This is a genomic window from Streptomyces sp. NPDC041970 (assembly GCF_055588985.1).
In genome coordinates this window covers 62,360-88,848 of sequence record NZ_JBVJCD010000010.1, presented here as the reverse complement: position 1 = coordinate 88,848, position 26,489 = coordinate 62,360, and the positions used below count along the sequence as shown (strand labels likewise).

Sequence of the window (26,489 nt, the reverse complement as noted above, 5' to 3'; positions counted from 1 at the left end):
ACCGCCCCGTTCCCCACCCCACTTCGGAGAAACACCATGAACCCCGACAACGGCTTCGAACTGTCCGACGCCGAACGCGCCGACGTGGCAGCCCTGGCCGAGGAGCTGACGCGCACGCCGCCCGCCCTCGTGGACGAACGGGCCTGGCTCGACCGGTGCCGCGCCCTCTCCTGCCACCTGCCCGCCCGCCTCCAGGACCGGCTCCGCGCCTTCCGCCACGACCCCGGCCCCACCGGCAGGCTGCTCCTGCGCAACCTCCCCGCCGCCGACGACGTGCCGGCCACCCCGCTGGAGGCCGACTCCGTGGAGCGCAGGGCGACGCTGAGCGCCTCCGTGCTGTGCGCCCTGTCCATGGAGCTGGGCGACGTCATCGCCTACCGCAACGAGAAGCAGGGGGCGCTCGTGCAGAACGTGGTGCCCGTGCCCGGCCGGGAGGGCCAGCAGTCCAACGCCGGCTCCGTCCCGCTGGAGATGCACACCGAGAACGCCTTCCACGCCCACCGCCCCGACTACGTGGGCCTGTTCTGCGTCCGCAGCGACCACGACCGGGCCGCCGGGCTGCGGGTCGCCTCCGCCCGCGCCGCCCTGGAGCACCTGGACGCCGGGACGCGCGAGACGCTGCGGCGCCCCCTGTTCACCACCGAGCCGCCCCCCTCCTTCGAACGCCCCGACAGCGGGACCAAGCCGCACGCCGTCCTCACCGGCGACGTGGAGGACCCGGACATCCGCGTCGACTTCCACGCCACCCACACGAGCGACCCCTGGGGCAGGCAGGCCATGGACGCCCTGGCGGACGCCGTCCGCACCGTCGCGGAGGAACTCGTCCTCGACCCCGCCGACCTGGTGTACGTGGACAACCGCGTCGCGCTGCACGGGCGTACGGCCTTCGTCCCGCGCTACGACGGCGAGGACCGCTGGCTCCAGCGCGCCTTCGTCCACCTGGACCACCGCCGGTCGCGCGCCGTGCGCGCACAGCACGGGCGCGTGCTGAGCTGATGGCGGCGGACCAGGCGATCCACGCCACCGGCCTCCACAAGCGCTTCGGCGCGGTCCAGGCCCTCGACGGGGTGGACCTGACGGTGGCGCGCGGGGAGATCATGGGCCTTCTGGGCCACAACGGGGCGGGCAAGACCACCCTCGTCAACATCCTGTCCACCCTGACGCCCCCCACGACGGGCGCCGCCTCGGTCGCCGGCTTCGACGTGGCCGCCCGCCCCGACGAGGTGCGTCGGCGCATCGGGGTCACCGGGCAGTTCGCCGCGCTCGACGAGCAGCTCTCGGGCTACGACAACCTCGTCCTGGTGGCGCGGTTGTGCGGGGCCTCGCGGAGGGAGGCGCGGGCGCGGGCGGAGGAGCTGCTGGAGGCGTTCGGCCTGCGCGGCGCCGGGGCCCGCAGGGCGGTGTCGTACTCCGGGGGGATGCGGCGCCGGTTGGATCTGGCGCTGGGGCTGGTCGGGCGCCCCGACGTCCTGTTCCTGGACGAGCCGAGTGTCGGGCTGGACCTGCCGAGCCGCGTCGGGTTGTGGGAGATGGTCGAGGAGCTGACACGCGGCGGTACGACGGTCCTGCTGACGACGCAGTATCTGGAGGAGGCCGATCGGCTTGCCGACCGGATCACCGTGCTGGGAGCGGGGCGGGTCCTGGTCTCGGGCACGGCGGCGGAGTTGAAGGCGCGGGCGGGCAGCGGCTCCATCACGTTGCGGATCGAGCCGCAGGGCGACATGGCCATGGCCGCCGACGCCCTGGGCCGGGCCGGGTTCCCGCCCGCGGTGCGGGCGGCACGGCGTGAGCTGACCGTGCCGGCGGGCGGTTCGGCGGATCTGGCCGCGGTGATCCGGCTGCTGGACGCCGTGGGGCAGAGCGTGAGCGAGATCCGCTACTCGGAGCCCTCCCTGGACGACGTCTACCTCGCCTTCACCGCCGCGGACCCCCACGCCCCCGCCCCTGCGGCGGACCCGTCCGGCGGGTCCGCCACGCCGGACGGGGGCCGCCCGAGCCCCACCCGCCGGCCTTCCGGCCCCGTACCGGTGGGGGCCCGCCGCACCCCTCTTCCGGAGGCGCGACGGCGCACCGGCGACATCCCGGAGACCTTGTGAACGCACCTCGTACGATGGCGCCCCCGGCTGAGCCCGCGATGGGGGAGCGGGGCCCGCGCTGGCAGCCGGCGGGCAGGGCGGCGCAGCTTCGGGTCCTCACGGCACGGCAGATCCGCCTGGTCTACGCGGACCGCAGGGTGGTGCTGTTCAGCGTGGCGCAGCCGGTGGTGATGCTGCTGCTGATCAGTCAGGTCTTCGGCAGCCTCGCGGACCGCTCGGTCCTTCCGCGCGGGGTGTCCTACATCGAGTTCCTGCTCCCCGCTCTCCTCGTCACCACCGGGATCGGCACCTCGCAGTCCGCGGGGGTCGGCCTGGTGCGGGACATGGAGGGCGGGATGGTGCGCCGATTCCGCGTGCTGCCGTTGTCGCTGCCGTTGGTGCTGGTGGCGCGTTCGATCGCCGATCTGACGCGCTCGGGGATGCAGTTGCTGGTCCTGGTCGTGGGGGGCCACCTGCTGTTCGGCTACCGGGCGGGGGGAGGAATGGGGGGCCTGGTGGCGGCGTTGCTGCTGTCCACGCTGGTGATCTGGTCCCTGATCTGGATCTTCATCGCGCTCGCCGCGTGGCTGCGGAAGGTGGAGGTGCTGTCCAGCATCGGCTTCTTCGTCAACTTCCCGCTGATGTTCGCCTCCAGCGCGTTCGTGCCGATCGACGTGCTGCCCGGTTGGCTGGCGGCCGTCGCGACCGTCAATCCGGTGAGCTACGCGGTGGAGGCGTCGCGGAGCCTCGCGCTGGGAGGGCAGGTCGGGAGCGAGGTGCCCGCGGCGCTGTGCGCGGCCCTGGGGCTGATGGCGGCGATGATGGTGCTGGCCGCGCGCGGTTTCCGCCGACCGCCCGACGAGTGACCGTGCTGTCCGGCGGGCGACCGCGCCGTCCCGGACGCGCGCGGCGGGACGGGCGCGGGGCGCGGTCAGGGGGTGCGGCGGCGGTGTCTGCGCCGCCACCACACGGTGGCGAGCGTGAGGGCGGCCGCCACGCCCAGCAGGGTCCACAGGATGGTGGAGAGCAGGGTCTCGGCCTCGCGCAGGGAGGCCGAGACCAGTGTCCCCGCGGACACGTAGAGCGCGGACCACATCGCGGCTCCGGCGAGGGAGGCGGGCAGGAAGCGGAGGTAGGGGACGGAGCCGACTCCGGCGGTCGCGGGGGTGAGGGTGCGGACGACGGGCAGCAGCCGGGTCAGGAAGACCGCGCCGGCCCCGTGCCGGTGGCAGAGTTCCTGGGCCCGGTCCCAGTGGTGCTGGCCGATCCGGCGCACCAGGCGGGTCTCCCGCATTCGCTGCCCGTACCGGATGCCGAGGAGGTAGCCGATGTGGTCGCCGGCCGAGCTGCTGACCGTGACGACGAGGAAGAGGGCCAGCAGGGGGCGGGTCCCTTCCGTCCCGGCGCTCAGGGCCAGGACCGCGACCTCGCCGGGGACGACCATGCCGGCGCCGAGGCCGGACTCCGCGAACGCGAACGCCGAGGCCAGGGCGAATCTGGCGACCGGGTTCATCTCCGACACCGCTGTCAGCAGATCGTGCATCCATGACATGGCAGCCCTCTTCCGCCTCTCCTCGCTCGTGGAGCCCTCCCGGCAGCGCCCCTGGGCAGGTGTGCGCCCTTCTTCCGGGAACTCACGGAAGGGAACGGGAAAACGACTTCCCGGTCTCGCCGGGCGCATTCCCGGCCGACCGGTACGGGTCATGAAGGAGGGCGAAGGGAAGCCAACCTACCAGGCGGCAGCCGCCGAGGCGGCCCCTGCCGGCCGCCCCCCAGGCCCGCCTCTCCTCCAGGGGATCTGCCTGCCGGGGGCGAGGGGAGAGGGGAATGCGGCGGAGGAGGATTCGGCCGGAGCTGACGGGGAGGGGGATTTCGAGGAGTGTCCGACTGAATCGGAGGCGAGGAATAGGGAAACGCTGTCGCATCACGACGCGACACGGAGGGAACTCCCCCGCAGGAGGCGGGTCGTGTGATCGGCTGCCGGGCCGCCGGCGGTGTTCCGGCGGTATGGGGGATTTCGGCCCTTTACCGTCCCATGTCCGCTGCCCCGTACCTGTCGGGCATGGATCGCGGTGGGAGAATCCCCGCTGAAGTCCGGCTTCTTTCCTGGGAGTTCGCATGAACGGCAGGGGCGGTCGGCGCGGCTCGCCCCGAGGGTGCGGCGTCCCCGCGTGAGCGCTCTTGACGTGGGATCGGCTCCCTGAAAGGGTGCGACGGTGAAACTGCGGGTCGAACTGGCTGAGTGCCGGTGCCCCGGAATTCCGCCCGTCGCGCACCCCGGTGCCGGTCGGCGGAATCACGGGCCGTTCACGGGTTGCGGAGGGTGGAAACCCTGCATACGGAACGACCAGTCGTCGACGATGAGAGCCATCGACTGACCGGATTGGTGGAAATGCAGCCGGATGCACTGGCGGGAACGGACGCCTACTTGCCGTCCATGTCCCTCGAAGACTATCTGCGCGACGCGGTGCCGGCCCATCCGGTTCTGAAAGCGTCCGTGGATTTCGGTCGCCCGGGCGCGGACAAAGCGCTGAGGGAACTGGCCGCGACGACCACGGAATTCGATTCCGACGACACCGGGCGCGGCGACTCCTACCGCAGGGCCCAGCAGGACTCGTCCGTCCGCTGGAAGGGAATGCGGCAACTGCTCGAACTGGCCGTGCCCGCGCACACGGCGCCCGGCCCGTGCGCCCCCCGCACCGTCCTCGACGTCCTGGGCGGGGACGGGACCATCGCCCGCGCCGTCCACGGCAACGCCCCGGACCTGCGCGACCGCGTCCAGATCCTCACCGGGGACCTCTCGGGGGACATGGTCGAGCGGGCTCTCGCCCAGGGCCTGCCCGCCGTACGGCAGGCCGCGGACCACCTCTTCCTCGCCGACGGCGCCATGGACGCGGCGCTGCTCGCCTACGGAACCCACCACATCGCGCCGCAGGACAGGCTCGACGCGGTCACCGAGGCCCTGCGCGTGGTCAAGGACGGCGGCCACGTGGTCCTGCACGACTTCGACGACGCCAGCCCCATGGCACGGTTCTTCACCGAGATCGTCCACCCCCACACCACCGCGGGCCACGACTACCGCCACTTCTCCCGCGGCCTCCTGACCGAACTCTTCGCCGAGGCGGGCACACCGGCCCGCGTCATCGACCTGTACGACCCGCTCGTGGTGCGCGGCGACACGCGGGAAGAGGCCCGCCGCCGCATGTGCGCGTACGTGGCCGACATGTACGGGGTCGGCCGGTTCTTCGAGACCCTGGGCGGGACCGACGCCCGCTGGGAGGTCCTGGAGCGGTACTTCCAGCACGAGGAGTACCTGGCCGGCCTGCCCGGCGGCACCGACTTCCCCACCGGCCCCCGCGTCCACCCGTCCCGAGGCGCCTTCGTCGCCGAGGTGCCGCGCGCGGCGATCGTCGCCGTCGCCCGCAAGTCGTCCCGCTGACGCCCTTGCTCCGACCCGCCCGCCGGGGACGGCGGGCAGGAGCACCGGCCCGGTACGCGAGGACCGTACGCCGGGGCCTTCCCGCTCCGTCCGGCGGGCGGCGAGCGCGTGGACCGTGCCGTCGTCCGTGAGCGCGAGGACCGGTCACCGCTCACGGACAGGGCCGAGGCGACACCCGCGCCGAGGTCGTACGAGGCGCGCCGCGCCCCGCTCGCGCGGCCCAGGCCGAGGAGGGGGCCGACGTACACCGCAGCGGGCGCATCGTCGGCGAACCGTCGCCGAGCGGGCAGCCCGTGCGCCACCCGTCCTGCGACGGGCGCTCTCCCGTCAGTAGCCGGACGCGGCCTCCCGCACCGCTTGCCGCGTCTCCCCGGCGCCTCTGTCAGGCGGGCAGGTCCACCAGGAGCAGGGGGGCGGTGGTGGGCTGGGGGGAGCCTCCTGCGGGCTCCAGGGTGAGTCCGAGGGCGCTGGCGTCGGTGACGTCGCCGTCGACGGGGACGGTGCCGTCCCGGTGGATGAGCCCGGCCGGGCGCATGGCGCCGTCGTGGGCGAGCCAGAGCTGGTAGGTCTTGCCGGGGGCGGGTGCGGGCAGTCCATCGGCGGTGAAGACGGCCTTGTTCTGCCGCGGTGAGGTCACGACCGTGGTGCGGGCTCCGTTGCCGGCCTTCGCGTGGAGGGTGCGGGAGTCGGGAGCGGCCAGGACGGCGCCGACGCCGTCGAGGCGCTGTTCGGCCTGCCGGGCCCGCTGCTCCAGTTCCCCTCTCTCCTGGTGCTGCCAGGCGGCGAGGCCGGCGAACGAGGCGGCGGCGACCAGGCTCGCGGCCAGCGCCACGGGCACCGCCTTGCGCCGCACGACGTCGGCGAGTCCGACTGCCGAGGTGGTCTGCGGTACTCGGGGCGGCAGTTGGCGGACGCCGTCGATGGCGGCCATGGTGTGCCGCTTCATCGCGTCCGGCGGCGTCTGGGCCGCGGCCGCGGCCATGCGCGCGGCGGTGGCCTCGAACTCCGCCGTCTCCTGGCGGCACGCCTCGCACGCGTGCAGGTGCTCGGTGAACGCCTGGCGCTCGGCGGGTTCGAGGGCGCCCAGAGCATAGGCGGCGGCGAGCGTGTGGACGTCGTCGTGGTGGTGTTTCATGTGGCCACCCCCATGCAGTCGCGAAGCCGGATGAGCCCGTCGCGCATACGCGTCTTGACGGTCGGAAGCGGTGTGCGAAGGGCCTGGGCGACTTCACGGTAGGTCAGCCCCCGGTAGTAGGCCAGGGTCACCGCCTGGCGCTGGAGCTCCGTCAGGCCGCGCAGACAGCGGCGGACCTGCTCGCTCTCCAACCGGGCCTCGACCCGCTCGGCGACCTCGTCGAACGCCGTATGGTGCTCACGGGCGGCCTGGGTCTGCTCCCGGTCGGCGGACGCCTGGGCGGAACGGACCCGGTCCACGGCCCGCCGGTGCGCGATGGTCGCCGTCCACGTGGTCACGCTGCCGGCCTCCGCCCGGTAGCGGGCGGCCTGCCGCCAGACGTCGATCATGACCTCTTGAGCGACCTCCTCGGACTGGGCGCGGTCGCGTACGACTTTCACCACGATGCCGAAGACCATGGGGGCGAGCGCGTCGTAGAGGGCGGAGAAGGCCTGCTTGTCGCCGCCGGCGATCTTCTGCATCACCTCGACCAGCCCGGCGGCGCGGCCGGTGTGATCGGTGCGGCCGGAGGGGAGCGGTCGGTTCACCGGTCGGCCTCCGGCCGTGGCGACCAGCCGAAGCGACGGCCGGGGCCGGCCGGCCGGGGGTGGGGTGTCCATCGCATGGGGGTCCTTGTCCGTGGGGTGGCGCCGGTCCGCCGCCAGGGAGGGCCCGGCCCGGAGCCGTGTGGTGTCTCCGCTGGTTCTTCGTGGCGGACGTGCGGGCGGATGGGTGGGCGTCCGGTCACCGGGACGACCGCTGTCTCCCCCCTACCCGCTTCCGCGCTCCAGCCCCCGATGGCCCCGTCCCGCGCGAAACATTCGGGAGGTCGACCAATCCGCCTGCCGGGCGCCACCGAATGGAGGGTGTGAGCAACTTCCGCAGCACCGTCCACCGGTCGGGCCAGGGCGCGTCGGCCGGGCTTCTGGCCGCGTTCACCGCGCTGGCCGCGGCCGAGCTGGTCGCTGCCCTGGTCCGCCCGGCCGCCGGCCCGGTCACCGTGGTCGGCGGGGCGGTGATCGACCGCACTCCGGCCGCGGTGAAGGATTTCGCGATCCGCACGTTCGGGGAGGACGACAAGGCCGTCCTCCAGGCCGGCATCCTCGTCCTGCTGGCCCTCTTCGCGATCGCTCTGGGCGTCCTGGCACTGCGGCACCGGCGCCTCGGCGCGATCGGCGTCCTGGCGTTCGGGGTCGTCGGCGCGGCCGCGGCCTACGACAGGCCCGACTCCGCGGGCGCCGGTGACGCGCTGCCCTCCCTCGCCGGGGCACTGGCCGGTGTCCTGGTGCTGTACGTCCTCGTGGGCCGGGCGGCCCCCGCCGGCTCCCCGCCGGGGGCCGGGGGCGGCTGGAGCCGACGGGGCTTCCTCACCGCGGCGACCGTGACCGCCGCGGCCGCCACCGGCGCCGGAGCGCTGGGCCGGGCGCTGTCCGGGCAACGTGCTCAGGACGCCGTCGCCTCCCGCGACGGCCTCGTCCTCCCCGCACCGGCCTCGCCCGCTCCCGCGATCCCGCCCGGCGCCCGGCTGAAAGCACCTGGGATCAGCCCGTTCACCACACCCAACCGCGGCTTCTACCGTGTCGACACCGCACTGGCCGTCCCCCGGATCGACGCCGGGACGTGGAAGCTGCGCATCCACGGCGCAGGCGTCACCCGCCCCCGCACCTACCGCCTCGACGAGCTGCTGGCCCGCCCCCTGATCGAACGCGACATCACCCTGACCTGCGTCTCCAACGAGGTCGGCGGCCCCTACGTGGGCAACGCCCGATGGCTCGGCGTACGCCTGGCCGACCTGTTGGCGGAATGCGGGGTGAAGCCGCCCTCCGCGGGAGGCGAGGCCGATCAGCTCGTGGCGCGTTCCGTGGACGGCATGACCCTCGGCTCACCGGTCGAAGACGTCATGGACGGCCGCGACGCGATCCTGGCCGTCGGCATGAACGGGGAACCGCTGCCCTTCGACCACGGATTCCCCGTCCGAATGCTCGTCCCCGGACTGTACGGCTACGTCTCCGCCTGCAAGTGGATCACCGACATCGAGCTGACCACCTTCGACGCCTACGACCCGTACTGGGTCAGACGCAGGTGGGCCCGCCGGGCGCCGATCAAGACCCAGTGCCGCATCGACACACCGAAGCCCTTCGCACGCCCCGCCGCCGGCACGGTCACGGTCGCGGGCGTCGCATGGGCCCAGCGACGCGGCATCACCCGCGTCGAGATCCGCGTCGGCGACGGCCCCTGGCAGGAAGCCGACCTCGCCGCCCAGGACACCGTGGACACCTGGCGCCAGTGGTCCTTCCCCTGGAAGGCCGCTCCCGGCGGCCACACGATCACCGTGCGCGCCACCGACGCCACCGGCGCCGTGCAGACCGAGCGGCGCACCCGGACCGTCCCCGACGGAGCGAGCGGCTGGCACAGCGTCTTCGTCACCGTCTCCCCGACCACATGACCGGCCGCTCCGCGGCCGAACCGGAGAACCACCCTCGCGTCCCGCTCGGACCGAGAACCCATCCCACCCAGGAGAACCTGATCATGAACACCACCCGTATCCGCCGTACCGCGATCGCCGTCACCGCCGCAGCGATGCTGCCCCTCTCCCTGGCGGCCTGCTCCGACTCCGGCAGCGACACGAACGCCGCCCCCACCGCGGCCGCCGACGACGCGGCCAAGACCAGTGGCGCCCCGACCGACGACGCGATGACGAGCGACGAGCCGTTCGGCCCGGCCTGTGCCGGCGTCCCGACGGAGGGCGCCGGTTCCTTCGACGGCATGGCCAAGGACCCCGTCGCCACCGCCGCTTCCAACAACCCGGCCCTGTCCACCCTGGTCACCGCCGTCAAGCAGGCCGGCCTGGTCGACACCCTCAACAACGCCCAGGACATCACCGTCTTCGCACCGACCAACGACGCCTTCGCCAAGATCCCCAAGGCCGACCTCGACAAGGTCCTCGCCGACAAGGCCATGCTGACGAAGATCCTCACCTACCACGTGGTGGGCCAGAAGCTGACCCCGCAGCAGATGGAGAACGGCTCCTTCGAGACCCTGCAGAAGGGCATGGTCACCACCACGGGCAAGGACATGTCCTACAAGGTCAACGACAGCGCCGCCGTGGTGTGCGGCAACGTCAAGACGGCCAATGCCCACGTCTACATCATCGACACCGTCCTCATGCCCAAGTAGGCGGTGGACTCCCGCGCCCGCGGATGAAGAACGGCTGGGGTCCGGCTTCCTCCTCCCCTCGGAGGAAGCCGGGCCACCGGCCTTCCCTCCTTCCGGCCCCGCACGGCGCCCTGTCCGGCAACGGCCGCCCCGCAGGCCTGCCGACTCCGCCGGGAGGCGGCGCGGGGTCGCGGGCGACCGCAGGGGACGATCGGCGCTCCCGCAGCACCACAGGCCGGGGCCGGGTCGGCGACCTGGCTCCTGCTCCGGGATGGATATCCGCGGGCCGACCGGGCACACGCATGTCCATGCACGGACAACATGCGCGTCCCACCAGCAGCAGTCTGTTCGGCCCGGCCCCGGCTGCCCGGACACCGCCGCCCGGCCGCACCGGTGCCAAGCACGCGCGTCGCACCCGGCTCACCGGCCGCCTGCGCCGACGCATCTTCGCCTACCGGGCGATCGAGTTCCTGTCCACGCACATCCCGGACACGTCCGGGCCCGGCGAGGAGTGCCTGCTCCTGGTCCACATCCGCCATGTCGTCGGCCAGGTCCAGTACCGGATCTGCGCCGACTGCTCCCAAGGCGTCATCACCGCCGTCGTCATCGACGAGTGCTTCCACAGGACCGGGCTGGGCACCCGTGCGCTCTCCCATCTGCGTTCCCGTCATCCGGGACTCGCCTGGCGCAGCACCCTTCGCAAGCGCACCACCCGAGATCTCCTGCGCCGGATGCGGATCCCCGCGACCCCCGCCGCCGCGCTCTGTCCCCATGCGCCCCAGCCCCTGTCCGGCTCGTCGAGGCGCCGCTCCGCCGCCGCCGCGCCCACGCGTACCGCTGCGGGATGAGCGCGGCGGACCGTCGGAGTCGACCGAAACGGCCCACTCCACAGCCCTCCTGAGCGCGGTCGTCCGACGGAGACGGCGAGCGGACCGCGCGGTGGTGCGCGACCGCACCACGATGACCGAGTCCGGCTTCCGGACGCGGTCTCCGTACGACGGCGGATCCCCGCCCCCGCGGCGAAGACGTACGGGGCATCGGATGACCGCTTCCGGCCGGGGCAGCTGGGCACAGCGGGTGGTCATGACCGGAACTCCCCGCTGCCGGGCTTGTACGGCCCGAGAGGGACGCGAGGGCCGCTGCCGGTGAACCGGCGGACGTCCGCCGACAAGAGCGGATGCCCGAGCCCGGATCGCGGCCATGATCGGTGCGCGCTGGAGCGAGTAGTCCCGCTGCCGCGGACCCGCGTAGATGCGTCCATTTCCGTATCGGCCTCAGTGGGGGAGCAGTTCAACACGGTGCCGAAGTCGCTCGTGTGACATCTGCACAGAAGGCTATTCGGACATCCCTTGATTTCTTCTCCTCCCCGCCCGGTGGCCCCTTGGTCGAATAAGGGGGAGTCCACGCAGCTCAGATGCGCCGCCCGGCCTTTCTCGGTGGGATCCGAATGATCGGCCGACGAGGGGATCGGCGACGGAGCAACCCCGAACACTTGCCAGGTACGCCTTCGAGGGCAACTCTTGGTCGTACGAGCAGAGCGCCCCGAGAGCCACGTCGAGAAGGTGGCCCCCGCCGACCGGATCCGCCTGCGGATTTCGGCGCACCGTTGCTGCCGTACGTCAAGATCTTTCCTTTCAGGGGGTCTTCCTCTTGTTTGCCACCGCATTCATCGACCGCCTCGGAATAGGCGTCCCCCATATCCCGGCGACGACGAGTCCCTGTCACCGGCCCGAGAGGGGAGGGTCGAGGAAGAACCTCTGCGGAGTTTCGCACGGGCGGAATTCCCGTCGGGAGAAGCGGAGTTCACCGTCCATGGCCTGCCGGCCGCCCGATTTCCGCACGGGGTCCCCGGCGGCTCCTTCACCTTCCTCACACGCGAGCCGATGCAGGCGCGTCAGCGCGTGGCGGCCGGTCTCGCGTCCGCGCTGCGCATGTCGGTCGACCCCCGCGACGCGGTGCCGATGGAACCGCCCCTGCGAGGTCGGTGGCGATCGGTCGCCGCGCCGGCTTGAGGAGCGTCGTACAGCGACCGGTCCGGAAGGGGACGCAAGGCCGTACACGGGAGTGACATGAGCCGCGAAGTCGGGCGGGTGGCGTTCACGGAACAGGACCGCGCGCGCTTACGGCCCCACCCGGCACCGTGCCTGCCCGCGCGGCGGGAAGCGATGACGGACCCCGGTTCCGGGAGGGCGCCGCCCACGTCGGGCGCGCCCCTCGTCCGCGAGAACCGCCGCGCGCACGCGAGACGCTGCGCGAAGGCCTCCCGCGCCCCGCCCGCACCGACGCGGGGAAGTTCACCCACGTCGAGAACCGGCGCACGTTCCCTGCCCCGACGGTCCACGGCCGCACCGCGCTGCGCGCCCCGCGGGCGGCCACGGGCGTCGCGCTGAGCTCCCGGACCGACCCGACCCGGACGCCGTCACCCCCGGAGCCACCGCCGACCTCGCGCCCTCGAAGGCGACCCGTTCCAGGACGTCAACGCCGTCGGCGGCGCGCGGCGCGTGATCCAGCGGGGCCGCCCGACCACCCGGCGACCGGCCGTGCCCGGGCCGGGCGCACGCCCCGTACCGCCCTTCCTCCCCACACCAGCGAAGGAGAAGTCCATGAACCCCGAGCAACTCGTCGAAGCGATGAAACCGGACGTCGAACGGTTCATCGACGGCAACCGGCTCGTCGAACTGGCGCAGTCCGGGCAGATCCGCTCCGAGCAGTTCAGGAGGTTGCTGCTGGCCGAGTACCAGTGCCAGGAGGCCGAACTGTCCACCTACGCCCTGCTGGTGGCCCGGCACCGCCATGAGGCGCCGGCCACCATGTTCTCGTTCGCGCTGCACACCATCGCCACCGCACGCGGCCTGCTGCGCGAGGCGGCCCCGTCCGTCGGCGTCTCCCCCGACATCCCGTCGGTCCCGGTCGACCAGGGACTCTTCCGCGTGGTGCGCGACCTGAGCTGGATGGGCACCCAGGCCGGTCCCGCCGAAGCCGCCCTCTACTTCCACACGGACCTCTCGACCTGGTGCACCCTCTTCTCCCGGATCGTCGACGCCTCCCGGCAGTTGCCGGACGCTCCGGACCCCCTCCTCACCTACATGGAGTCGTGGGGCGACCAGCCGCCTCCGGAGATCGCCGAGGGGGCCCTGGAAGTCCTCGAGTACGGCCTGGCGCGCGGGGAGGAGCCCGCCCGCGTCCTCCACACCGCCCGACAGCTCGGGGAACTCATCGACCCGTACTGGGACTACGTCGCCGGCGGTTGAAGGAGGGCCGCGTCCGCAGGGCAGGCCCCACCGGCCCGCGTACCGGTCCCCACGCGGCGGCCGCCGCCCTCCACCGGCGCGGTCCTCCGCCACGACCCCGGACGGCGCGGCTTCACCAGCGACAACTGTTCGGGCGCTCACCCGGAGATCCTCTCCGCGCTGGTCCTCGCGAACGGGGGGCACCAGGGGGCCTATGGGGAGGACGACTACACCGCCCACCTGGAGGACGCCTTCCGCCGTCATTTCGGACCCGGCGCCGCGGTCTTCCCCGTCTTCAACGGCACCGGAGCGAACGTCGTGGCGCTGCAGGCCGTCACGAACCGGTGGGGCGCGGTCGTCTGCGGCGAGCGGGCCCACGTGAACCAGGAGGAGGGAGGGGGGCCGGAACACGTCGCGGGGCTCAAGCTGCTGGGAGTGCCCTCCACGCACGGGAAGATCGGCGTCGGGGCGGTCGAAGCCGTGCTGGAGGCGGCGGGGGACGAGCACAGTGCCCGACCGCAGGCCCTTTCGCTGACCCAGGCCACGGAACGGGGAGCCTGCTACACCCCGCGGGAGGTCCGCGACCTCGCCGTACGCGCCCACGCGCACGGCCTCGCCGTCCACATGGACGGGGCACGCCTCGCGAACGCGGCCGTGTCCCTGGGCGTCCCCCTGGCGGCCTGCACCACGGACGCGGGGGTGGACATCCTGTCCTTCGGCGGCACCAAGAACGGCCTCCTCTTCGGTGAGTGCGTGGTGGTCCTCGACCCGTCCCGCGTATCGGGCACGGCCCACCTGCGCAAGTCCACCACGCAGCTCGCTTCCAAGATGCGCTTCCTCTCCGTCCAGTTCGAGGCGCTTCTCGGCGAGGACCTGTGGCACCGCAACGCGGCGAACGCGAACGCCATGGCGCACCGGCTGGGCTCCCTCCTCGCGCGGGTGGAAGGAGTGCGGGTCGTGCGGCCCGTCGAGGCCAACGCCGTTTTCGCCGTTCTTCCCCCGACCGTGCCGGCCGCGCTCCAGGGACGGTACGACCTGCGCCCCGACGGGGAGAGGCCGGGCGGAGTGCGCCTGATGTGCTCGTTCGACACCACGGAGGAGGACGTCCGGGACTTCGTCGCGGCGGTGGCGCAGGCGATCGACGCGCGGGGGGAGGGCCGGCGCAGGCCGTAGGGCCCGGCAGCGGGCGCCGGGCGCGGAGGCGCCCGACGCCCGCTGCCGGAGCGTTCGTGGGGCTCGCGGGCCTCGGACGTCAACCGTTCGGCCGGCTCCCACCGCCCTCGCCCGGCGCCGTGGGGGCGGGCAGGAGGCCGGCCTCCCGCAAAAAGCGGAGGCCGGCGTCGATCAGCCGCGCGTCGACGGGCGGGCAGACGATTCCGCTTCCGGCGAGCGCCTCCTCGGTGTTGTCCCGGCCGAAGCTCGGGAACGTGCCGGCGAAGTACCTCTCCACGATCGAGGCGGTGGAGCGAGGGGCCGGCTCGGCGAACATCGGAACGTACGGGGCCAGGGGGTGTTCGGGGTCGCGGTCCGCCAGCTCGGCCATGTGCCGGGCCCAGGTGGCGTAGGACTGTTCCCTGACGCCGTACCCCAGGGCGCGCAGGCGCTCCACGAGCAGGTGCAGCAGCGCGGGGCGGGGGTTGGCGAGATGGTGGACGCGGCCCTCGCACGGCTGGTGGGTGAGGATGTGGACGACGGCGGCGGCGGTGTAGTCCACCGGGACGAAGTCCAGGAGCAGGGGGGCGTCCGGGGCCGTTCCGGTCTCCGCCGCGGTGCGGAAGAGTGCGCACATCATGGTCTCGGTGTTCCACGTGCCGCCGTCCGTGGCGCCCGTGATCTCGTGGGGCCGGTGAACGGTGACCGGAAGCCCGCGCCGTGCCGCTCGGGAGACGAGGCGTTCGGCGACCCACTTGGTCTCGGCGTAGCCCTGGCAGAGCAGTTCCGGGTGGGAGAGAGGGGTGTCCTCGTCCACCCGCCGTACGCCGGCGAGTCCGGAACCGGCGAGGACGCTCATGCTGGAGACGTAGTGCACCGCCTTGAGCCTCCGTTCCGCGGCCAGGGCCAGGACGGTCCGGGTCCCCCCGACGTTCGCCGCGGCCAGGGCTTCGTAGGGGTAGGCGAAGTTGACCTGGGCGCCGTTGTGGAGGACGACCTCCACCTCCTGGGCGAGAGCGGCCCAGGCCGCGTCGTCCAGCCCGAAGCGCGGCCGGCCCAGGTCACCGGGGACCACCGCGACGCGGTCCGCCCAGCGGTCGGGGTCCAGGCCGTAGTGGTGCGCCCGGCCCCGCAGGCGGGCGAGGGCCTCGGCGCCGTCACGCGCGCGCACGAGGCAGTGGACGCGCCGGACGCCGGCCGCGGCGAGGCGGTCCAGGAGGTGGACCCCGAGGAAGCCGGTCGCCCCCGTCAGCAGCACGGAACGCGGGACCTTCTCCTGGTGGCGTTCCGTCGGGACGCCGCCGGCGGCGGGCGCGTCGAACCGCAGGGCCGGGTCCGGGGCGGCCTCGGCGGAGAAGTCGACCGGGGCGTCGTGGGCGGCGGCGTCGTCCGGCTCGTCGCGCAGCTCGACCGCTCGCGCCGTGAACGCCGCCAGAGTGGGGTTGGCGAGGAGGACCCGCAGAAGGGTCCGGGCGAGGGCCGGCCGGATGCCGAGACGCTCACGGACGACCGCGACGACACGGGTCGCCTGGAGCGAGGTACCGCCCAGGGCGAGGAAGTCGTCCTCGCGCCCGACGCCGTCGACCCGCAGGAAGCGGCGCCAGACTTCGGCGACGGCTGCCTCGTCGTCTCCCCGCGGACCTTCGGCGGTCTCGGCCGATCCCCCTGCCGCGTCGTCCGTGAGTTCCCCCAGCCGCCCCCGGTCGACCTTGCCGCTGCTGGTGAGGGGCAGTTGCGCCACGGGGACGACGCGCGCGGGCCGCATGTGCGCGGGCAACCGCTCGCTCAGGTACTGGTCCAGTTCCCCGGACAGGTCGTCGTCCGGCTCCGGGGCGGGCACGACGGCGGCGGCCAGGCGCTGGGAGGCGCCCTCCCCCAGGACGCCGACGGCGGACTCGTTGACCCGCGGGTGGTCGGTGAGGGCGGTCTCGACCTCGTCGAGCTCGACCCGGAAGCCGCGGATCTTGACCTGCCTGTCCCGGCGGCCGTGGAACTCGAGGACGCCGTCCGCCCGCCACGCGGCCAGGTCTCCCGTGCGGTACAGGCGCCGCCCCTGGCCGGGAACGAACCGGTCGGGGACGAAGGCCGCCGCCGTCCTGGCGCGGTCGCCGAGGTACCCGAGCGCCACCCCGTCGCCGCCGACCCACAGTTCGCCGATCTCGCCGGGGCCGACCGGGGCGCCGTCGTCCCGTACGACGTAGGCGGTGGAGTCGGCCACCGGGCGGCCGATGGGGACGCCACGGGCGTCCGGCGCGAGTGAGTCGATGACGTGGACGGTGGAGAGGACGGAGTTCTCGGTGGGCCCGTAGCCGTTCAGGAAGAGGGCGGGGGACCCGTGCTCCCGAACGGCTCGCACGGCCGAAGGGCTGAGGACGTCCCCGCCCGCTATCAGGCGCCGCAGTCCCGAGAACATTCCGGGACGTTGTTCGGCGTGCAGATGGAAGAGGCCGGCGCTGAGCCACATCACGGTGATCCCGCGGTCGCCGAGCAGCCGTTCGAGGGCGGCCGGGTCCAGGAGGGCCTCGGGGTCGGGCAGGACCAGGGCGGCGCCGTTCAGCAGCGGGGCGAACAGTTCGTAGCAGGAGACGTCGAAGGTCGGGTTGGTGGTGGCCAGGAGGCGGTCGGCCGGTGTCAACCGGAGGGCTTCGGTTCCGCGCACCAGCCGGACGGGGCCCCGGTGCGCGCAGACGACGCCTTTGGGCGTGCCGGTCGAGCCGGAGGTGTAGATGACGTAGGCCGCGTCGGTGGCGCGTCGGCGCGCTGTCCGGTCCCCGGCCGGAGCGGGCCCTTCCCGCGACGTGAGTTCGGCGACGGGCACCCGGTCGAGTCCTCCGGCCGCTGCGGTGTGCGGCTCCGCGCCGGTGGTGACGACCGTGCGGACGCCCGCTTCTCGCAGGATCGAGGAGATGCGGTCGGCGGGGTGCGAGGGATCCAGCGGCAGGAAGACCGCGCCGGCCTCGAGGACGGCGAGGACGGCCGCGACGGCTTCCGGGGAGCGGGGGAGGAGAAGCGCGACGCGGTCCCCGTCCCCCACTCCGCGGGCCCGCAGGCGTGCCGCGCCGCGCCGTACGCGCTCCAGCAGTTCGCCGTAGCTCCAGGCCCCCCGGTCCCACAGCACCGCGGGAGCGTGAGGACGGAGCCGGGCCTGTTCCGCGAACAGTTCGGGCATCAGCGCGTCCCGAGGGTAGTCGGTGGCGGTGTCGTTCCACTGCCGGACGGCATCCGGTACGTGGACGTGGGGCTGGACCATGCGGCGCCTCGATGACTGGGGATGGAGGGGCGGCCGCCGGCGGGTGCGTTCACCACGTGCCGGACGGTCGTCCCCCGGGGAGGGGGCCGGAGGTGAATGGACGCTCCTCCGGACGCCGGATTCATGCTCGGCGATTCTGTTGACGCCCTACCCGGCCATCGGTATCCGATTCTTCCCGCCGGAACAATTTCTGAATTCTTTCGTCTCTCGCAGCACAGGTAAAACACCTGCAACAGCGGTTCACTCGCGATCCGCCCGACGGGCTCCCGGATGATTTCCCCCCACCCCGGCAGGCCGAATATCCATGGGGCGGGCTTCGATGCCGACCCCTCCCTCCGAAAGAGTCCAGAACCATTACGGCGGGGTGAGAGAATCTTGAGAACTCCCTTGTCCATCCCCGCGCTTCGTGCACTAATGGAGACGAACCCCGAGGGTCGTAGCCGGACGTGGCGAAGATCGCCCCCATTTTTATCCGGCGCTTATTTCGCCCGCGGCGGGCCCCGCATTCCAGTGCGCTCGAAAACGAGCACCGGGTCCGCCCCGCGACCCACGTGGGAAAAGCGCGACACACGCAAAAAGGACGAGGTCACATGCCCGACACCATTCCGCCGGACGCCAGGGAGCTCGCGCGACGCCTCCAGGAGCAGCGCGAGCGCGCCCCGGTCGGCAACGCGCTCCTCGACACACTCGACGCCGATCGGGCGCCGGAGCTGTTCAGGCGCTTGGTCGGCGTCGAAGCCCAGTGCCACGGGGCCGAGCTGACCGCCTACGGAACCATGCTGGCGCGCTTCCCGCGCCGCCCGGCCGCCGATCTGTTCATCCGCCTCTCCCGGCTGGTCTACGACGCCCAGCCGAAACTGCGGGAATGCGCCGACGCCCTCGGCCTGCCCGATCCCGCCGGAAGGCCCTGGCCCTCGGACCGGGAAACCTACACGTTCAACGGGACGCTCAGTTGGACGGCGATCCAGGGAAGCCAGGCATCCTTCGCCCTTTCCTCGTACACGGACATGGTCGTGTACTTCTCCGGCTGCACCTCCCTGGTGCGGCGTGCGCGCCAGCTGAAGGTCGAACCCCCTGCGGAATTCGTCGCCTACTACGATGACGACGCATCGGACGAGCTGACCGAGCTGGCCCTCGACGTGGTCCAGGACGGCCTGGACCGCGGAGACGACCCGCGCGAAGCGCTGTTCCACGCACGCCTTATGGAGGAGTCGATCGGCGACTTCTGGAAGTCCGCCGCGAACAGGGCCTGAACGGCCTCCCGCCCTCCTCGGACCCAAGGAAACGACATGCGTGTCGCAATCGCCGGCGCGGGCATGGCAGGACTGGCCGCCGCATGGCTTCTCGAAGAGTCGCACGATGTCCTCCTGCTGGAGGAACGGGGAACTCCGGGAGGGAATCTCCGCACGTTCCTCCCGCCCGGACCGGTGCGCACGCCCGAAGCCGTGGAGCTGGGAGTGCGGGCGGTCCCCTCGGACCCGGACTCCCTGGTCATGCGTCTTTCCGGGGCACTCGGACTGGACCGCGGGCAGTGGCTGCCCGTTCCGCCGGGGCGCCTGCTCCTGAGCGACCGCGAAGAAGAGGACGCCCCGCGCCGCACCGCCTCCCCGCTCACGCCGGCGCGCCGCGAGGAGGCGGCACGGGCGACGGCCCTCCTGGCGGAGGAGGCGTACCGCTGGAAGAGCGGAGGACTCGACTGGGGAGTACCGCTGCGCGAGGCGGTCGAGGACTTCGACCTGCCCAGGCGGGTGAAGGAGGCGGCGGTGTACTCCCTGCCGGCCGCGACCTTCGGCTGCACCCTGGCGGAGGCCGGACTCCTCTCGGCCCGTGCCGTGGGGGAGCTGTGCGCCGAGGACCCCGCCGCACCGGCCCCGGCGAGCTGCCGGCTGAACGGCGGCATGGAGTCGCTCGCCCGGCGCCTGGTGTCGCGGTCGCCCCGCGTCGAACTGGCGCTCGGCACCGCCCTGTGCACGGTCCGCCCGCGCCTGGGGAGACCGGAGCTGACCGACACGGGCGGGCGCCGTCACCGGGTGGACGCCCTCGTTCTCGCCGTGCCCGCCGACGCGGCCGCACGAGCCCTGTCCTCGTACGCGGGCCCCCTGCGGGCGCCGCTGGCGTCCTACGCCTACCGCCCCCTCCTCTACCAGGCGCACCGCGATCCCCGCCTCATGCCCGCGGACCGCGACGCCTGGGCCCCCTCGACCGTCGCCGTCCACGGGCCCTGGGCGGAGACCACGGACTGGTACCCCACGAGGGACGGCGACCTGTTCGTCAGTCAGGTGACCCACAGGGACCCCCGCCCCCGCACGCCCCTGGCAACGGCGGGCTTCCGGACGGTGCAGCCGACGCCCGGCATGGTGAGAGCCGGGCGGGAACTCCTGCGCTTCCAGGGGGACGGCGGCGTCTTCCTCGCCGGTCACCTCACCACCCCCGTGAACACCCTCGAGAACGCCCTCGCCAGCGCCGTCGCGGTCGCCCGCCGGCTGGCGCCCCGGAGCCGGCGACTGGCCCAGCTCCTCGACACCACCTGAAAGGCCTCCCATGTCCCGCCCCGTCTTCCACGACCAGCACGCCCACATAGGCGATCTGGTCATCCCCTGCATCGACGTCGCCCGCGGCCGCGCCACGGAGCCGAGCGGCATCCCCCACCTGGCCGATCCCGGCGACGTCCTGGCCATCGCCGAGGCGTACGCCTCCGGCAGCGCGCAGAAGCTCTTCCTCGACGTGTTCGACCCCTGGGACGCCGTCGACTACCTTCCCGGCCTGCTGCGCGACCTCAGCACGACCGGCATGAGTCTGCTGGTGTCCGTGGGCCACGGCGACGTCCCGTCCACCGTGCACGCCGGCGGGCTGCTGGAGGCCGGGGCCGACGTCGTCTCCGTCAGCACCGGTCTGATCGAGAAGCCGGACACCGTGGCGCAGGTCGCCGCGGCCTACGGCTCCCACCGCCTCATGGGCGTCGTCAACTGCCGGTCCGCCGGCCCCGGACAGTGGCGCGTGTACGTCCACGACGGCGAGCGGAGCACCGGACGCGACGCCGCGGACGTCGCCCGGCAGTTCGCCGAACTCGGCGTGGCCGCCATCCTCGCCAACAACATCGACCGGGAGGGCACCGGAACCGGCTTCGACCTGGAGCTCGTCCGGGCCGTCGCCACCGCCTCGGGCCTCCCCGTCATAGCGTCGGGCGGCTGTGGCAGCCTCGACCACCTCCAGGAGGCCCTCGGCGCGGGGGACTCCACCTACGTCCTGGTCAACGCCATGGTCCACCGGGGCGCCCACAGCGTCCGGGAGATCCGCGACCACCTCCTCGCCCACTCCTCCTTCCGCACCGGTCTCGGTTAGGCGCCGGACCGTGCGCCAGATCGTCTTCACCCGGTACGGCGACCCCGCCCACGTGCTGGTCCTCACCCACCGTCCGGTCCCCGAACCCGGCCCCGCCCAGGTGCGCGTGCGCGTGAACGCCCGGCCCGTCAACCCGTCGGACCTCCTCCTGGTGGAGGGCCGCTACGGCAGGCCCGCCTCCTTCGCCGTGGGGCTCCACCCGGACGGCGTCCACGCGGCGGCCCCCGTCGGATTCGAAGGAGTCGGGGTGATCGACCGGGCCGGACCGGACGCGCTCCACCCGGTGGGCACGCGTGTGGCCGTCTCGGCGCCGGGCACCTGGGCCGAGTACGTCGTCGCCGACCACGGGGACGTCCACCCCGTGCCGTCGGCCCTGAGCGACGGCGCGGCCTGCCGGCTGACCGTCAACCCCGTCACCGCCAACCTTCTGCTCGACAGCCTCGACGTGGAGCCCGGAGATCTCGTCCTGTTCACCGCGGCCGCCTCCTCGGTCGCACGGATGATGATGCGTCTGGCCCACCTGAGAGGCGTGCGCTGCGTGGGCCTGGTGCGCGACCGGAGGCATCGGCGGTCCCTGATGGAGGCGGGCGCCTTCGCGGTGCTGCGCGAGGACGAACCCGCCCTGGAGCGGCAGCTCTCGGAGATCGCCGCCGGCCGGGGCATCCGCGCCGTGGTGGACGCCGTGGGCGGACCGGTCGCCGACCTGTCCCTCCGCGCCCTGGGCCCGCACGGCCGGTTCGTCGGGTACGGCCTCCTGTCCGGCCTGCCCGTCACCGTCCGCCCGGAGGACCTCCTGTTCCGCGGCATCACCCTGACCGGCTTCTGGCTGCCCGAACGCCTGTCCCGGCTCACCACCGGACAGGTCGCCGACGTGATGGCGCGGGCCGCCGCCCAACTGGCCGACGGCACCATAGAGGTTCCCGAGGCCGAGACGTTCGACCTGGCGGACGTCCGGGCCGCCGTGCGCCACAGCCGGGAAGCCGGACGCGTCTCCGGGGCGGTCCTGATCGGCTGAGGTCGCGACGGCCCGGAGGTCCGGCTGTGTCCCGGCGTCCCGACGTCTCTTCCCCTCTCCCGAGCGGGGGAAGAGACGTGGTTGCGAGGTCGTCCAGCCGATCCGGGGGCGGCGGATGCCGAAGCGCGCCGGATCCGCCTCGACCGACGTACCGGTCAGCCCTCGCCGGGGTCCGGGTCGCCCAGGCCGATCCGTCGTGCGTGCACGCCCAAGTCCACGTGCCCGCAGCCCGCGGGGGTGGAACAGGGGCCGTCGCCGTACGCGCCCGAGGTCACGCGTCCCTCCGCCCGGAAAGCAGACGGTCCGCCTGCTCGGCGACGGCGAGCAGCGCCGTGTCCGCGCCCGGAGCGGCGTCCAGGAGCAGGCCCACCGGAAGACCGGCGGCGGTACGGCCGGCCGGGACCGTCATGGACGGGCTCCCCGTCACGGACGCCACCGCCGTGTTGCGGATGTAGGTGAGGAAGGTCGACGACTCGCCCGAGGGGCGGTCCAGCGTGGCGCGCACGTGCCTGCCGGGAGCCGGCAGCGTGGTCGTGGGGGCCAGCAGTACGTGCGCCCCCTCCCGGCGCCGGAGAGCGCGCAGCCGGTCCCCCAGGAGCCGGGCGCACCGCAGGGCGTCCTCGTAGGCGGCCCGGTCCGGTCCGCCGCCTCCGAGCAGCGGCAGGACGTGTTCGCGGACGTCCTCGCCCGACACCGCGCGCAGCACGTCGTCCGCGGCGGGTGCGCCGGGGTGGCGGGCGAGGTAGCGGGCGAGGGCGGCGCGGGTCTCGCGCGCGGGGACGACGGTCGCGCTGCGCAGCACGTCGGGCCAGGAGAAACCGGGCAGCGTACGCTCGGCCAGTTCCCAGCCCGCGGCGCGCAGCCGCTCGCAGGCCGCCCGGCAGACCCGCTCGACCTGCGGGTCGAGGTCCTCCCAGAGGGGGGCGGGCAGCACGGCCCTGGGCGCGCGGGGATACGGCGTGCCGGCGGCGCGGGCCCGAGGGCCGGCCAGCACCCGGTCGAGCAGGCGTGCGTCGCGGACGTCGCGGGTCATCACGCCGACCGTGTCCCGGCCGGTGGAGACGCGCACCACCCCGTCCGCCGGGTACCGGCCTCGGGTGGGCCGGAACCCGACGATGCCGCAGAGCGCCGCCGGGATGCGGACGGAGCCCCCGGTGTCGGTGCCCAGGCCCGCCGGCACGAGGCGCGCGGCGACGGCCGCGGCGGTCCCCGAACTGCTGCCGCCGGCCAGGTGGTCCGGTGCGGCGGGATTGAGCGCGGGCGGCCCCAGGGCGTGGTGACCGGTCGTGCCGTAGGCCAGCTCGTGCAGCGCGGTCTTCCCCGCCAGGGCGGCGCCGGCTCGCACGCAGCGCTCCCAGACCGTGCTGGAACGCGAGGCGAGGTGTCCCCGCAGGGCCGGAGTGCCTGCCGTGGTGGGCACGCCCGCCACGTCGATGTTGTCCTTCACCGCGAGGAGCACGCCCGCCAGGGCGCCGTCGCGTCCGACTTCCGCGACGGGGACGTCGAACGCCAGGTGGAGGTAGGCGTTGAGATGGGCGTTCTCGCGGGTGCGGGCGGCGAGGGCTTCGCGGTAGGCGGCCGGGGTGGTGCGGCCCGCCCCCAGGTGCGCGACGGCCCGCGCGAGCGTCCAGTCCGCCGGTTCGGACGGGCGGCTCACGGCCCGTCCCCGCGGGTGCGGACGGTGTCCTTCTCCAGCAGTTCCGGATGGTGGACGGCGATGTAGGGGCGCAGGTCGTCGAGGGCGCCGCCGTAGGCGTCCACGAGGGCGTCCACGCTTTCCGGCGCGGTCGGCACGTGCTGGCACAACAGGCCGTGCGGAGCGGTGAGGAAGCCGGCGTGCAGGAGGCTGAGGTGCAGCAACGACCGCAACTCCGCCCTGCCTTCGCGGAGGCGGGCGGTGTCGGCCGCGTTGCGTGGGGGCGTGGGGCCGAAGTGGAAGTAGCTGAGGCCGCCCTCTCCCACCGACCGGCCCGCCACTCCCACCGAAGCGGCCGCCGCGTCCAGCCCTGTGCGCAGCCGGTCGCCCAGGAGGTCGAGGTGGGCGATCTCGTCCGCGCCGAAGTGGTCGAGGGCGGCCGCTCCGGCGGCGAGGGAGAGGCTGTTCCCCCCGAAGGCGCTGGCGTGGTAGACGGGATGGGGGCCGGAGGGGTCGAAGAGGGACATGACGTCCTCCCGTCCACCGAAGACGCCCAGGGGCAGCCCGCCTCCGACGATCTTGCTGTGGGTGGTGAGGTCGGGGACCACACCGTGTTTGACCTGCCAGGGGCCGAGCCGGAGGGTGGCGCACTCGTCGAGCACGAGCAGGGCGCCCGCCTCCCGCGTGAGACGCCGCAGTCCCGCGAGGTAGCCGGGCGCCGAGGGGACGCCGCCGCCGACGCCGAGAACCGGTTCCACGATGAGGGCGGCGACCTGCTCGCCCAGCCGGTGCATGACCGCCGCCGCGGCGGGGAGGTCGTTGTACGGGATCGCCACGACGTCGGCGGCGGTCGACAGGGCCACACCGGACGCCAGCCGCACCTCCGGCGCCCCCGGGAGACGTGCCGGAGCGGTCCGGCGCGGCGCGAAGAAGGCGTTGACCTGCCCCCACTCGTGGGTCCCGTGGTAGCCGCCGTCGATCTTCACGATCAGGTCGCGGCCGGTGAAGGCGCGCGCGGTGCGGACCGCCCACATGGTCGCCTCCGTACCGCTGTTGCAGTACCTGACGCGTTCCAGGGAGGGGTTGAGGGCGCGCAGCCGTTCCGCGTGCTCGTACTGGAGCGGGGCCGGGCCGCCCGGCGCGGTGCCGCGGGCCATCTGCCCGGTGACGGCCGCCACCAGGGCCGGATGGTCGTGGCCGTGGGCCAGGGCCCCGTAGTTGGCGACCATGTCCTCGTACCAGTGCCCGTCGGCGTCCTGGACCCGTGTGCCCTCCCCCCGTACGAGGAAGAGGGGATAGGGGGCGTACCACGTCATCGAGCGCGTGTCGCCGCCGGGCAGCGAACGGGCGGCACGGCGCGAGGCGGAGGCGGATGCGGGGGTGGTGCGTTCGTAGGTCTCCCGGATCCCGCGGGCCACGTCCTGGGGGTTCATGCCTGCTCCTGGTCGTGTGACGTGCCCGGTCCGGGGGACCGGGGGGAGAGGGGGCGACCGTCGGCGGAACCGTCCTCCAGGGAGGAACGCGCCTCCCACAGCTCGGGAAAGGCGTGCTGGGAAGCGACGCGGCGCAGCCATTCCACGCCGGTGGTGCCGCCCGTCCCCGGCTTGTACCCGATGATCCGCTCCACGGTGAGCAGATGGAGCCACCGCCACCTGCCGAAGGCCTGGGCGAGGTCCATCAGCGACTCCGCCCAGCGCAACAGGTTGCTGGAGACGGTCTCCTCCCGGTGGACCCTCGCCCAGGCCTCGCGGACCGCCGCCGCGTCGCGCTCCGGGCCCTGCGCCCGCGCGCTCAGCAGCCCCCGGCGTACCAGCAGGCCCAGCGCGTCGTCGTAGAGGCTCGCGTCGTGCCGGGCCCGGTACACCTCGGCGTCGACTCCGGGCACCCCCTCGTACGCCGCGGCCGAGGAGGGGGACGCGACGCCGAGGGCGAATTCCAACACGCGGTACTTGTAGGAGCCGAGGCCGGAGGCGTCGCCGAGCGCGTTCCGGAAGGAGTGGAACTCCGCCGGTGACAGGGTGGACAGCAGGTCCCAGAACTCGCCGAGGAGCCGGAGCCCGGCGGTGGCCCGCCGCACGTGCCAGGAGGAACGGCCGAGGTCGTCGGCCGCGATGCCCTCCTGGGCGGCGCGCACCTCTCCCAGGACCAGCGAGAACAGGAGCTCCTTGGCCTGTCCGGCGAGGTAGAAGGACGATTCCGCCTGGTGCGCCGTCCGGGGCTGGTGCAGGGCGTGGAGCAGGGTGATGCTCTGGTAGTCGATGTACGGGCTGCCGGTCGGGGCGGGGAGTCTGGGCGCCCCTTCGTACAGGGCCCGGAATTCCCGCGGCACCTTTTTCCCGTCCTCGTACCGGCTTCCGAACCTTCTCCGGTATTCGCCCGACAGAACCGGGTCCGTGTGCAGGAAGAGAATGTCGTGGAAGGCCATGTGACGGACCGCCAGGAGCGGCAGCGGTGCTCTGGACACCGCGAAAGAGGGGTTCCAGTAAGCGGGTTCCGGGCAGTCGGGATGGAACTGCCCCACCATCAGGCCCATTTCCACGGCCTCCCGTTTCAACCGGCGCTGCGCCGCGTCGAGCAGACGCCAGCGGTGCCGGGGGAGGCCCTGCACCAGGATGACCAGCGCGGTGAGCGGTTCCCTGCCCTCCGGAACCGGAAGGTCCCGGAAGCGCCGTATGCGGTCACGCAGCGAGTCCACCAACTCCTCGGTCCCGTCCGCGGGTTCCGCGCGGAGGCTCTCCGTGCGGATCGCCTCCGCCTCCCGAGCGGGCCCGACGAAGGGACACACCGCTCCGGTGCGCCCCAGCTCCCCGTGTTCCCTGGTGAGATACGCGCTCATCCATTGCTCGATGACGCGCCGGTCCTCCGATGTCGCCTCGACCATGCGCATGACGTGCCCCGCAGAATGTCGCCGGAAGGGATGCCGCATCCTTCCTACGCCTCGTGCGAAGACGTGTAAACGGCTCCCTCGCCTCCTCGCGGTACCGTGCGCGGGATCCCGCACCACCGGTCCGCCGTCTCCT

19 protein-coding genes and 1 pseudogene are annotated in these 26,489 nt (G+C 73.4%); 13 read left to right on the top strand and 7 right to left on the bottom strand.

The window, feature by feature from the left end:
- Positions 1-36: 36 nt before the first annotated feature.
- Genes ACZ6EJ_RS08340 through ACZ6EJ_RS08330 form a run of 3 tightly spaced genes read left to right on the top strand, consistent with a single transcriptional unit; the run spans position 37 to position 2,941 of the window.
- Entirely contained in the window at positions 37-996 is a 960-nt protein-coding gene (locus tag ACZ6EJ_RS08340; RefSeq protein WP_469265389.1) for a TauD/TfdA family dioxygenase, read from the top strand.
- Positions 996-2,096 carry an ABC transporter ATP-binding protein gene (locus ACZ6EJ_RS08335; RefSeq protein WP_469265388.1) on the top strand — a complete coding sequence of 367 codons (1,101 nt, stop codon included), beginning with the start codon at positions 996-998 and terminating at the stop codon, positions 2,094-2,096. The genes ACZ6EJ_RS08340 and ACZ6EJ_RS08335 overlap by 1 nt, the downstream gene beginning before the upstream one ends.
- Positions 2,093-2,941 carry an ABC transporter permease gene (locus ACZ6EJ_RS08330; protein WP_469265386.1) on the top strand — a complete coding sequence of 283 codons (849 nt, stop codon included), beginning with the start codon at positions 2,093-2,095 and terminating at the stop codon, positions 2,939-2,941. Before ACZ6EJ_RS08335 ends, ACZ6EJ_RS08330 begins: the two co-directional genes overlap by 4 nt.
- A 65-nt stretch (positions 2,942-3,006) precedes the next feature.
- Here the strand turns inward: ACZ6EJ_RS08330 and ACZ6EJ_RS08325 are convergent, their stop codons facing one another.
- Positions 3,007-3,627, bottom strand: coding sequence for a DedA family protein (locus ACZ6EJ_RS08325; protein ID WP_469265385.1), 621 nt, complete (start codon positions 3,625-3,627; stop codon positions 3,007-3,009).
- Positions 3,628-4,512: 885 nt separating this feature from the next.
- Here ACZ6EJ_RS08325 and ACZ6EJ_RS08320 point away from each other — a divergent pair.
- On the top strand, positions 4,513-5,514 hold the full coding sequence (locus tag ACZ6EJ_RS08320; protein ID WP_469265384.1) for a class I SAM-dependent methyltransferase: 1,002 nt from the start codon (positions 4,513-4,515) through the stop codon (positions 5,512-5,514).
- Between the two features lie 382 nt (positions 5,515-5,896).
- Here ACZ6EJ_RS08320 and ACZ6EJ_RS08315 read toward each other — a convergent pair whose 3' ends face one another.
- Positions 5,897-6,649 carry an anti-sigma factor gene (locus ACZ6EJ_RS08315; protein WP_469265383.1) on the bottom strand — a complete coding sequence of 251 codons (753 nt, stop codon included), beginning with the start codon at positions 6,647-6,649 and terminating at the stop codon, positions 5,897-5,899.
- Positions 6,646-7,236 carry an ECF RNA polymerase sigma factor SigK gene (gene sigK / locus ACZ6EJ_RS08310; protein ID WP_469265382.1) on the bottom strand — a complete coding sequence of 197 codons (591 nt, stop codon included), beginning with the start codon at positions 7,234-7,236 and terminating at the stop codon, positions 6,646-6,648. Before sigK ends, ACZ6EJ_RS08315 begins: the two co-directional genes overlap by 4 nt.
- Before the next feature lie 311 nt (positions 7,237-7,547).
- Between sigK and ACZ6EJ_RS08305 the strand changes: the two genes are divergently transcribed.
- From ACZ6EJ_RS08305 to ACZ6EJ_RS08285, 5 genes and pseudogenes are all read left to right on the top strand, one after another.
- The gene (locus tag ACZ6EJ_RS08305; RefSeq protein WP_469265381.1) at positions 7,548-9,134 is read left to right on the top strand and encodes a molybdopterin-dependent oxidoreductase; all 1,587 of its coding nucleotides are present in this window, start codon (positions 7,548-7,550) and stop codon (positions 9,132-9,134) included.
- A gap of 83 nt (positions 9,135-9,217) precedes the next feature.
- On the top strand, positions 9,218-9,865 hold the full coding sequence (locus tag ACZ6EJ_RS08300) for a fasciclin domain-containing protein (RefSeq protein ID WP_469265380.1): 648 nt from the start codon (positions 9,218-9,220) through the stop codon (positions 9,863-9,865).
- 287 nt (positions 9,866-10,152) lie between these two features.
- A complete protein-coding gene (locus ACZ6EJ_RS08295; protein WP_469265379.1) occupies positions 10,153-10,692 on the top strand; it encodes a hypothetical protein in 540 nt (179 codons plus the stop codon).
- A 1,755-nt stretch (positions 10,693-12,447) separates the two neighbouring features.
- Positions 12,448-13,095 (top strand): hypothetical protein, encoded by a 648-nt coding sequence (locus tag ACZ6EJ_RS08290; RefSeq protein ID WP_469265377.1) that lies wholly within the window; start codon positions 12,448-12,450, stop codon positions 13,093-13,095.
- Positions 13,096-13,158: 63 nt separating this feature from the next.
- Positions 13,159-14,247, top strand: a pseudogene (locus tag ACZ6EJ_RS08285) (threonine aldolase family protein); the annotation flags it as partial.
- Positions 14,248-14,326: 79 nt separating this feature from the next.
- Here ACZ6EJ_RS08285 and ACZ6EJ_RS08280 read toward each other — a convergent pair.
- Entirely contained in the window at positions 14,327-17,476 is a 3,150-nt protein-coding gene (locus ACZ6EJ_RS08280; protein ID WP_469265375.1) for an amino acid adenylation domain-containing protein, read from the bottom strand.
- A 590-nt stretch (positions 17,477-18,066) separates the two neighbouring features.
- On the opposite strand from ACZ6EJ_RS08280, the gene ACZ6EJ_RS08275 reads away from it, so the two are divergent.
- From ACZ6EJ_RS08275 to ACZ6EJ_RS08260, 4 genes are read left to right on the top strand one after another with little or no spacing between them, the layout of a single operon-like run.
- Entirely contained in the window at positions 18,067-18,729 is a 663-nt protein-coding gene (locus ACZ6EJ_RS08275; RefSeq protein WP_469265373.1) for a hypothetical protein, read from the top strand.
- Between the two features lie 36 nt (positions 18,730-18,765).
- Positions 18,766-20,007 carry an FAD-dependent oxidoreductase gene (locus ACZ6EJ_RS08270; RefSeq protein ID WP_469265371.1) on the top strand — a complete coding sequence of 414 codons (1,242 nt, stop codon included), beginning with the start codon at positions 18,766-18,768 and terminating at the stop codon, positions 20,005-20,007.
- A 10-nt stretch (positions 20,008-20,017) separates the two neighbouring features.
- Positions 20,018-20,818, top strand: a complete 801-nt coding sequence (locus ACZ6EJ_RS08265; RefSeq protein ID WP_469265370.1) for a HisA/HisF-related TIM barrel protein — start codon at positions 20,018-20,020, stop codon at positions 20,816-20,818.
- Positions 20,819-20,828: 10 nt separating this feature from the next.
- Positions 20,829-21,833, top strand: a complete 1,005-nt coding sequence (locus ACZ6EJ_RS08260) for a zinc-dependent alcohol dehydrogenase family protein (protein ID WP_469265368.1) — start codon at positions 20,829-20,831, stop codon at positions 21,831-21,833.
- Positions 21,834-22,104: 271 nt separating this feature from the next.
- Here ACZ6EJ_RS08260 and ACZ6EJ_RS08255 read toward each other — a convergent pair whose 3' ends face one another.
- From ACZ6EJ_RS08255 to ACZ6EJ_RS08245, 3 genes are read right to left on the bottom strand one after another with little or no spacing between them, the layout of a single operon-like run.
- Positions 22,105-23,490 (bottom strand): amidase family protein, encoded by a 1,386-nt coding sequence (locus tag ACZ6EJ_RS08255; RefSeq protein WP_469265367.1) that lies wholly within the window; start codon positions 23,488-23,490, stop codon positions 22,105-22,107.
- Positions 23,487-24,902 carry an aspartate aminotransferase family protein gene (locus tag ACZ6EJ_RS08250; protein WP_469265366.1) on the bottom strand — a complete coding sequence of 472 codons (1,416 nt, stop codon included), beginning with the start codon at positions 24,900-24,902 and terminating at the stop codon, positions 23,487-23,489. The genes ACZ6EJ_RS08255 and ACZ6EJ_RS08250 overlap by 4 nt, the downstream gene beginning before the upstream one ends.
- Complete coding sequence (locus ACZ6EJ_RS08245; protein WP_469265364.1) at positions 24,899-26,350, bottom strand: tryptophan 2,3-dioxygenase family protein; 1,452 nt, start codon at positions 26,348-26,350, stop codon at positions 24,899-24,901. The genes ACZ6EJ_RS08250 and ACZ6EJ_RS08245 overlap by 4 nt, the downstream gene beginning before the upstream one ends.
- Positions 26,351-26,489: the final 139 nt, after the last annotated feature.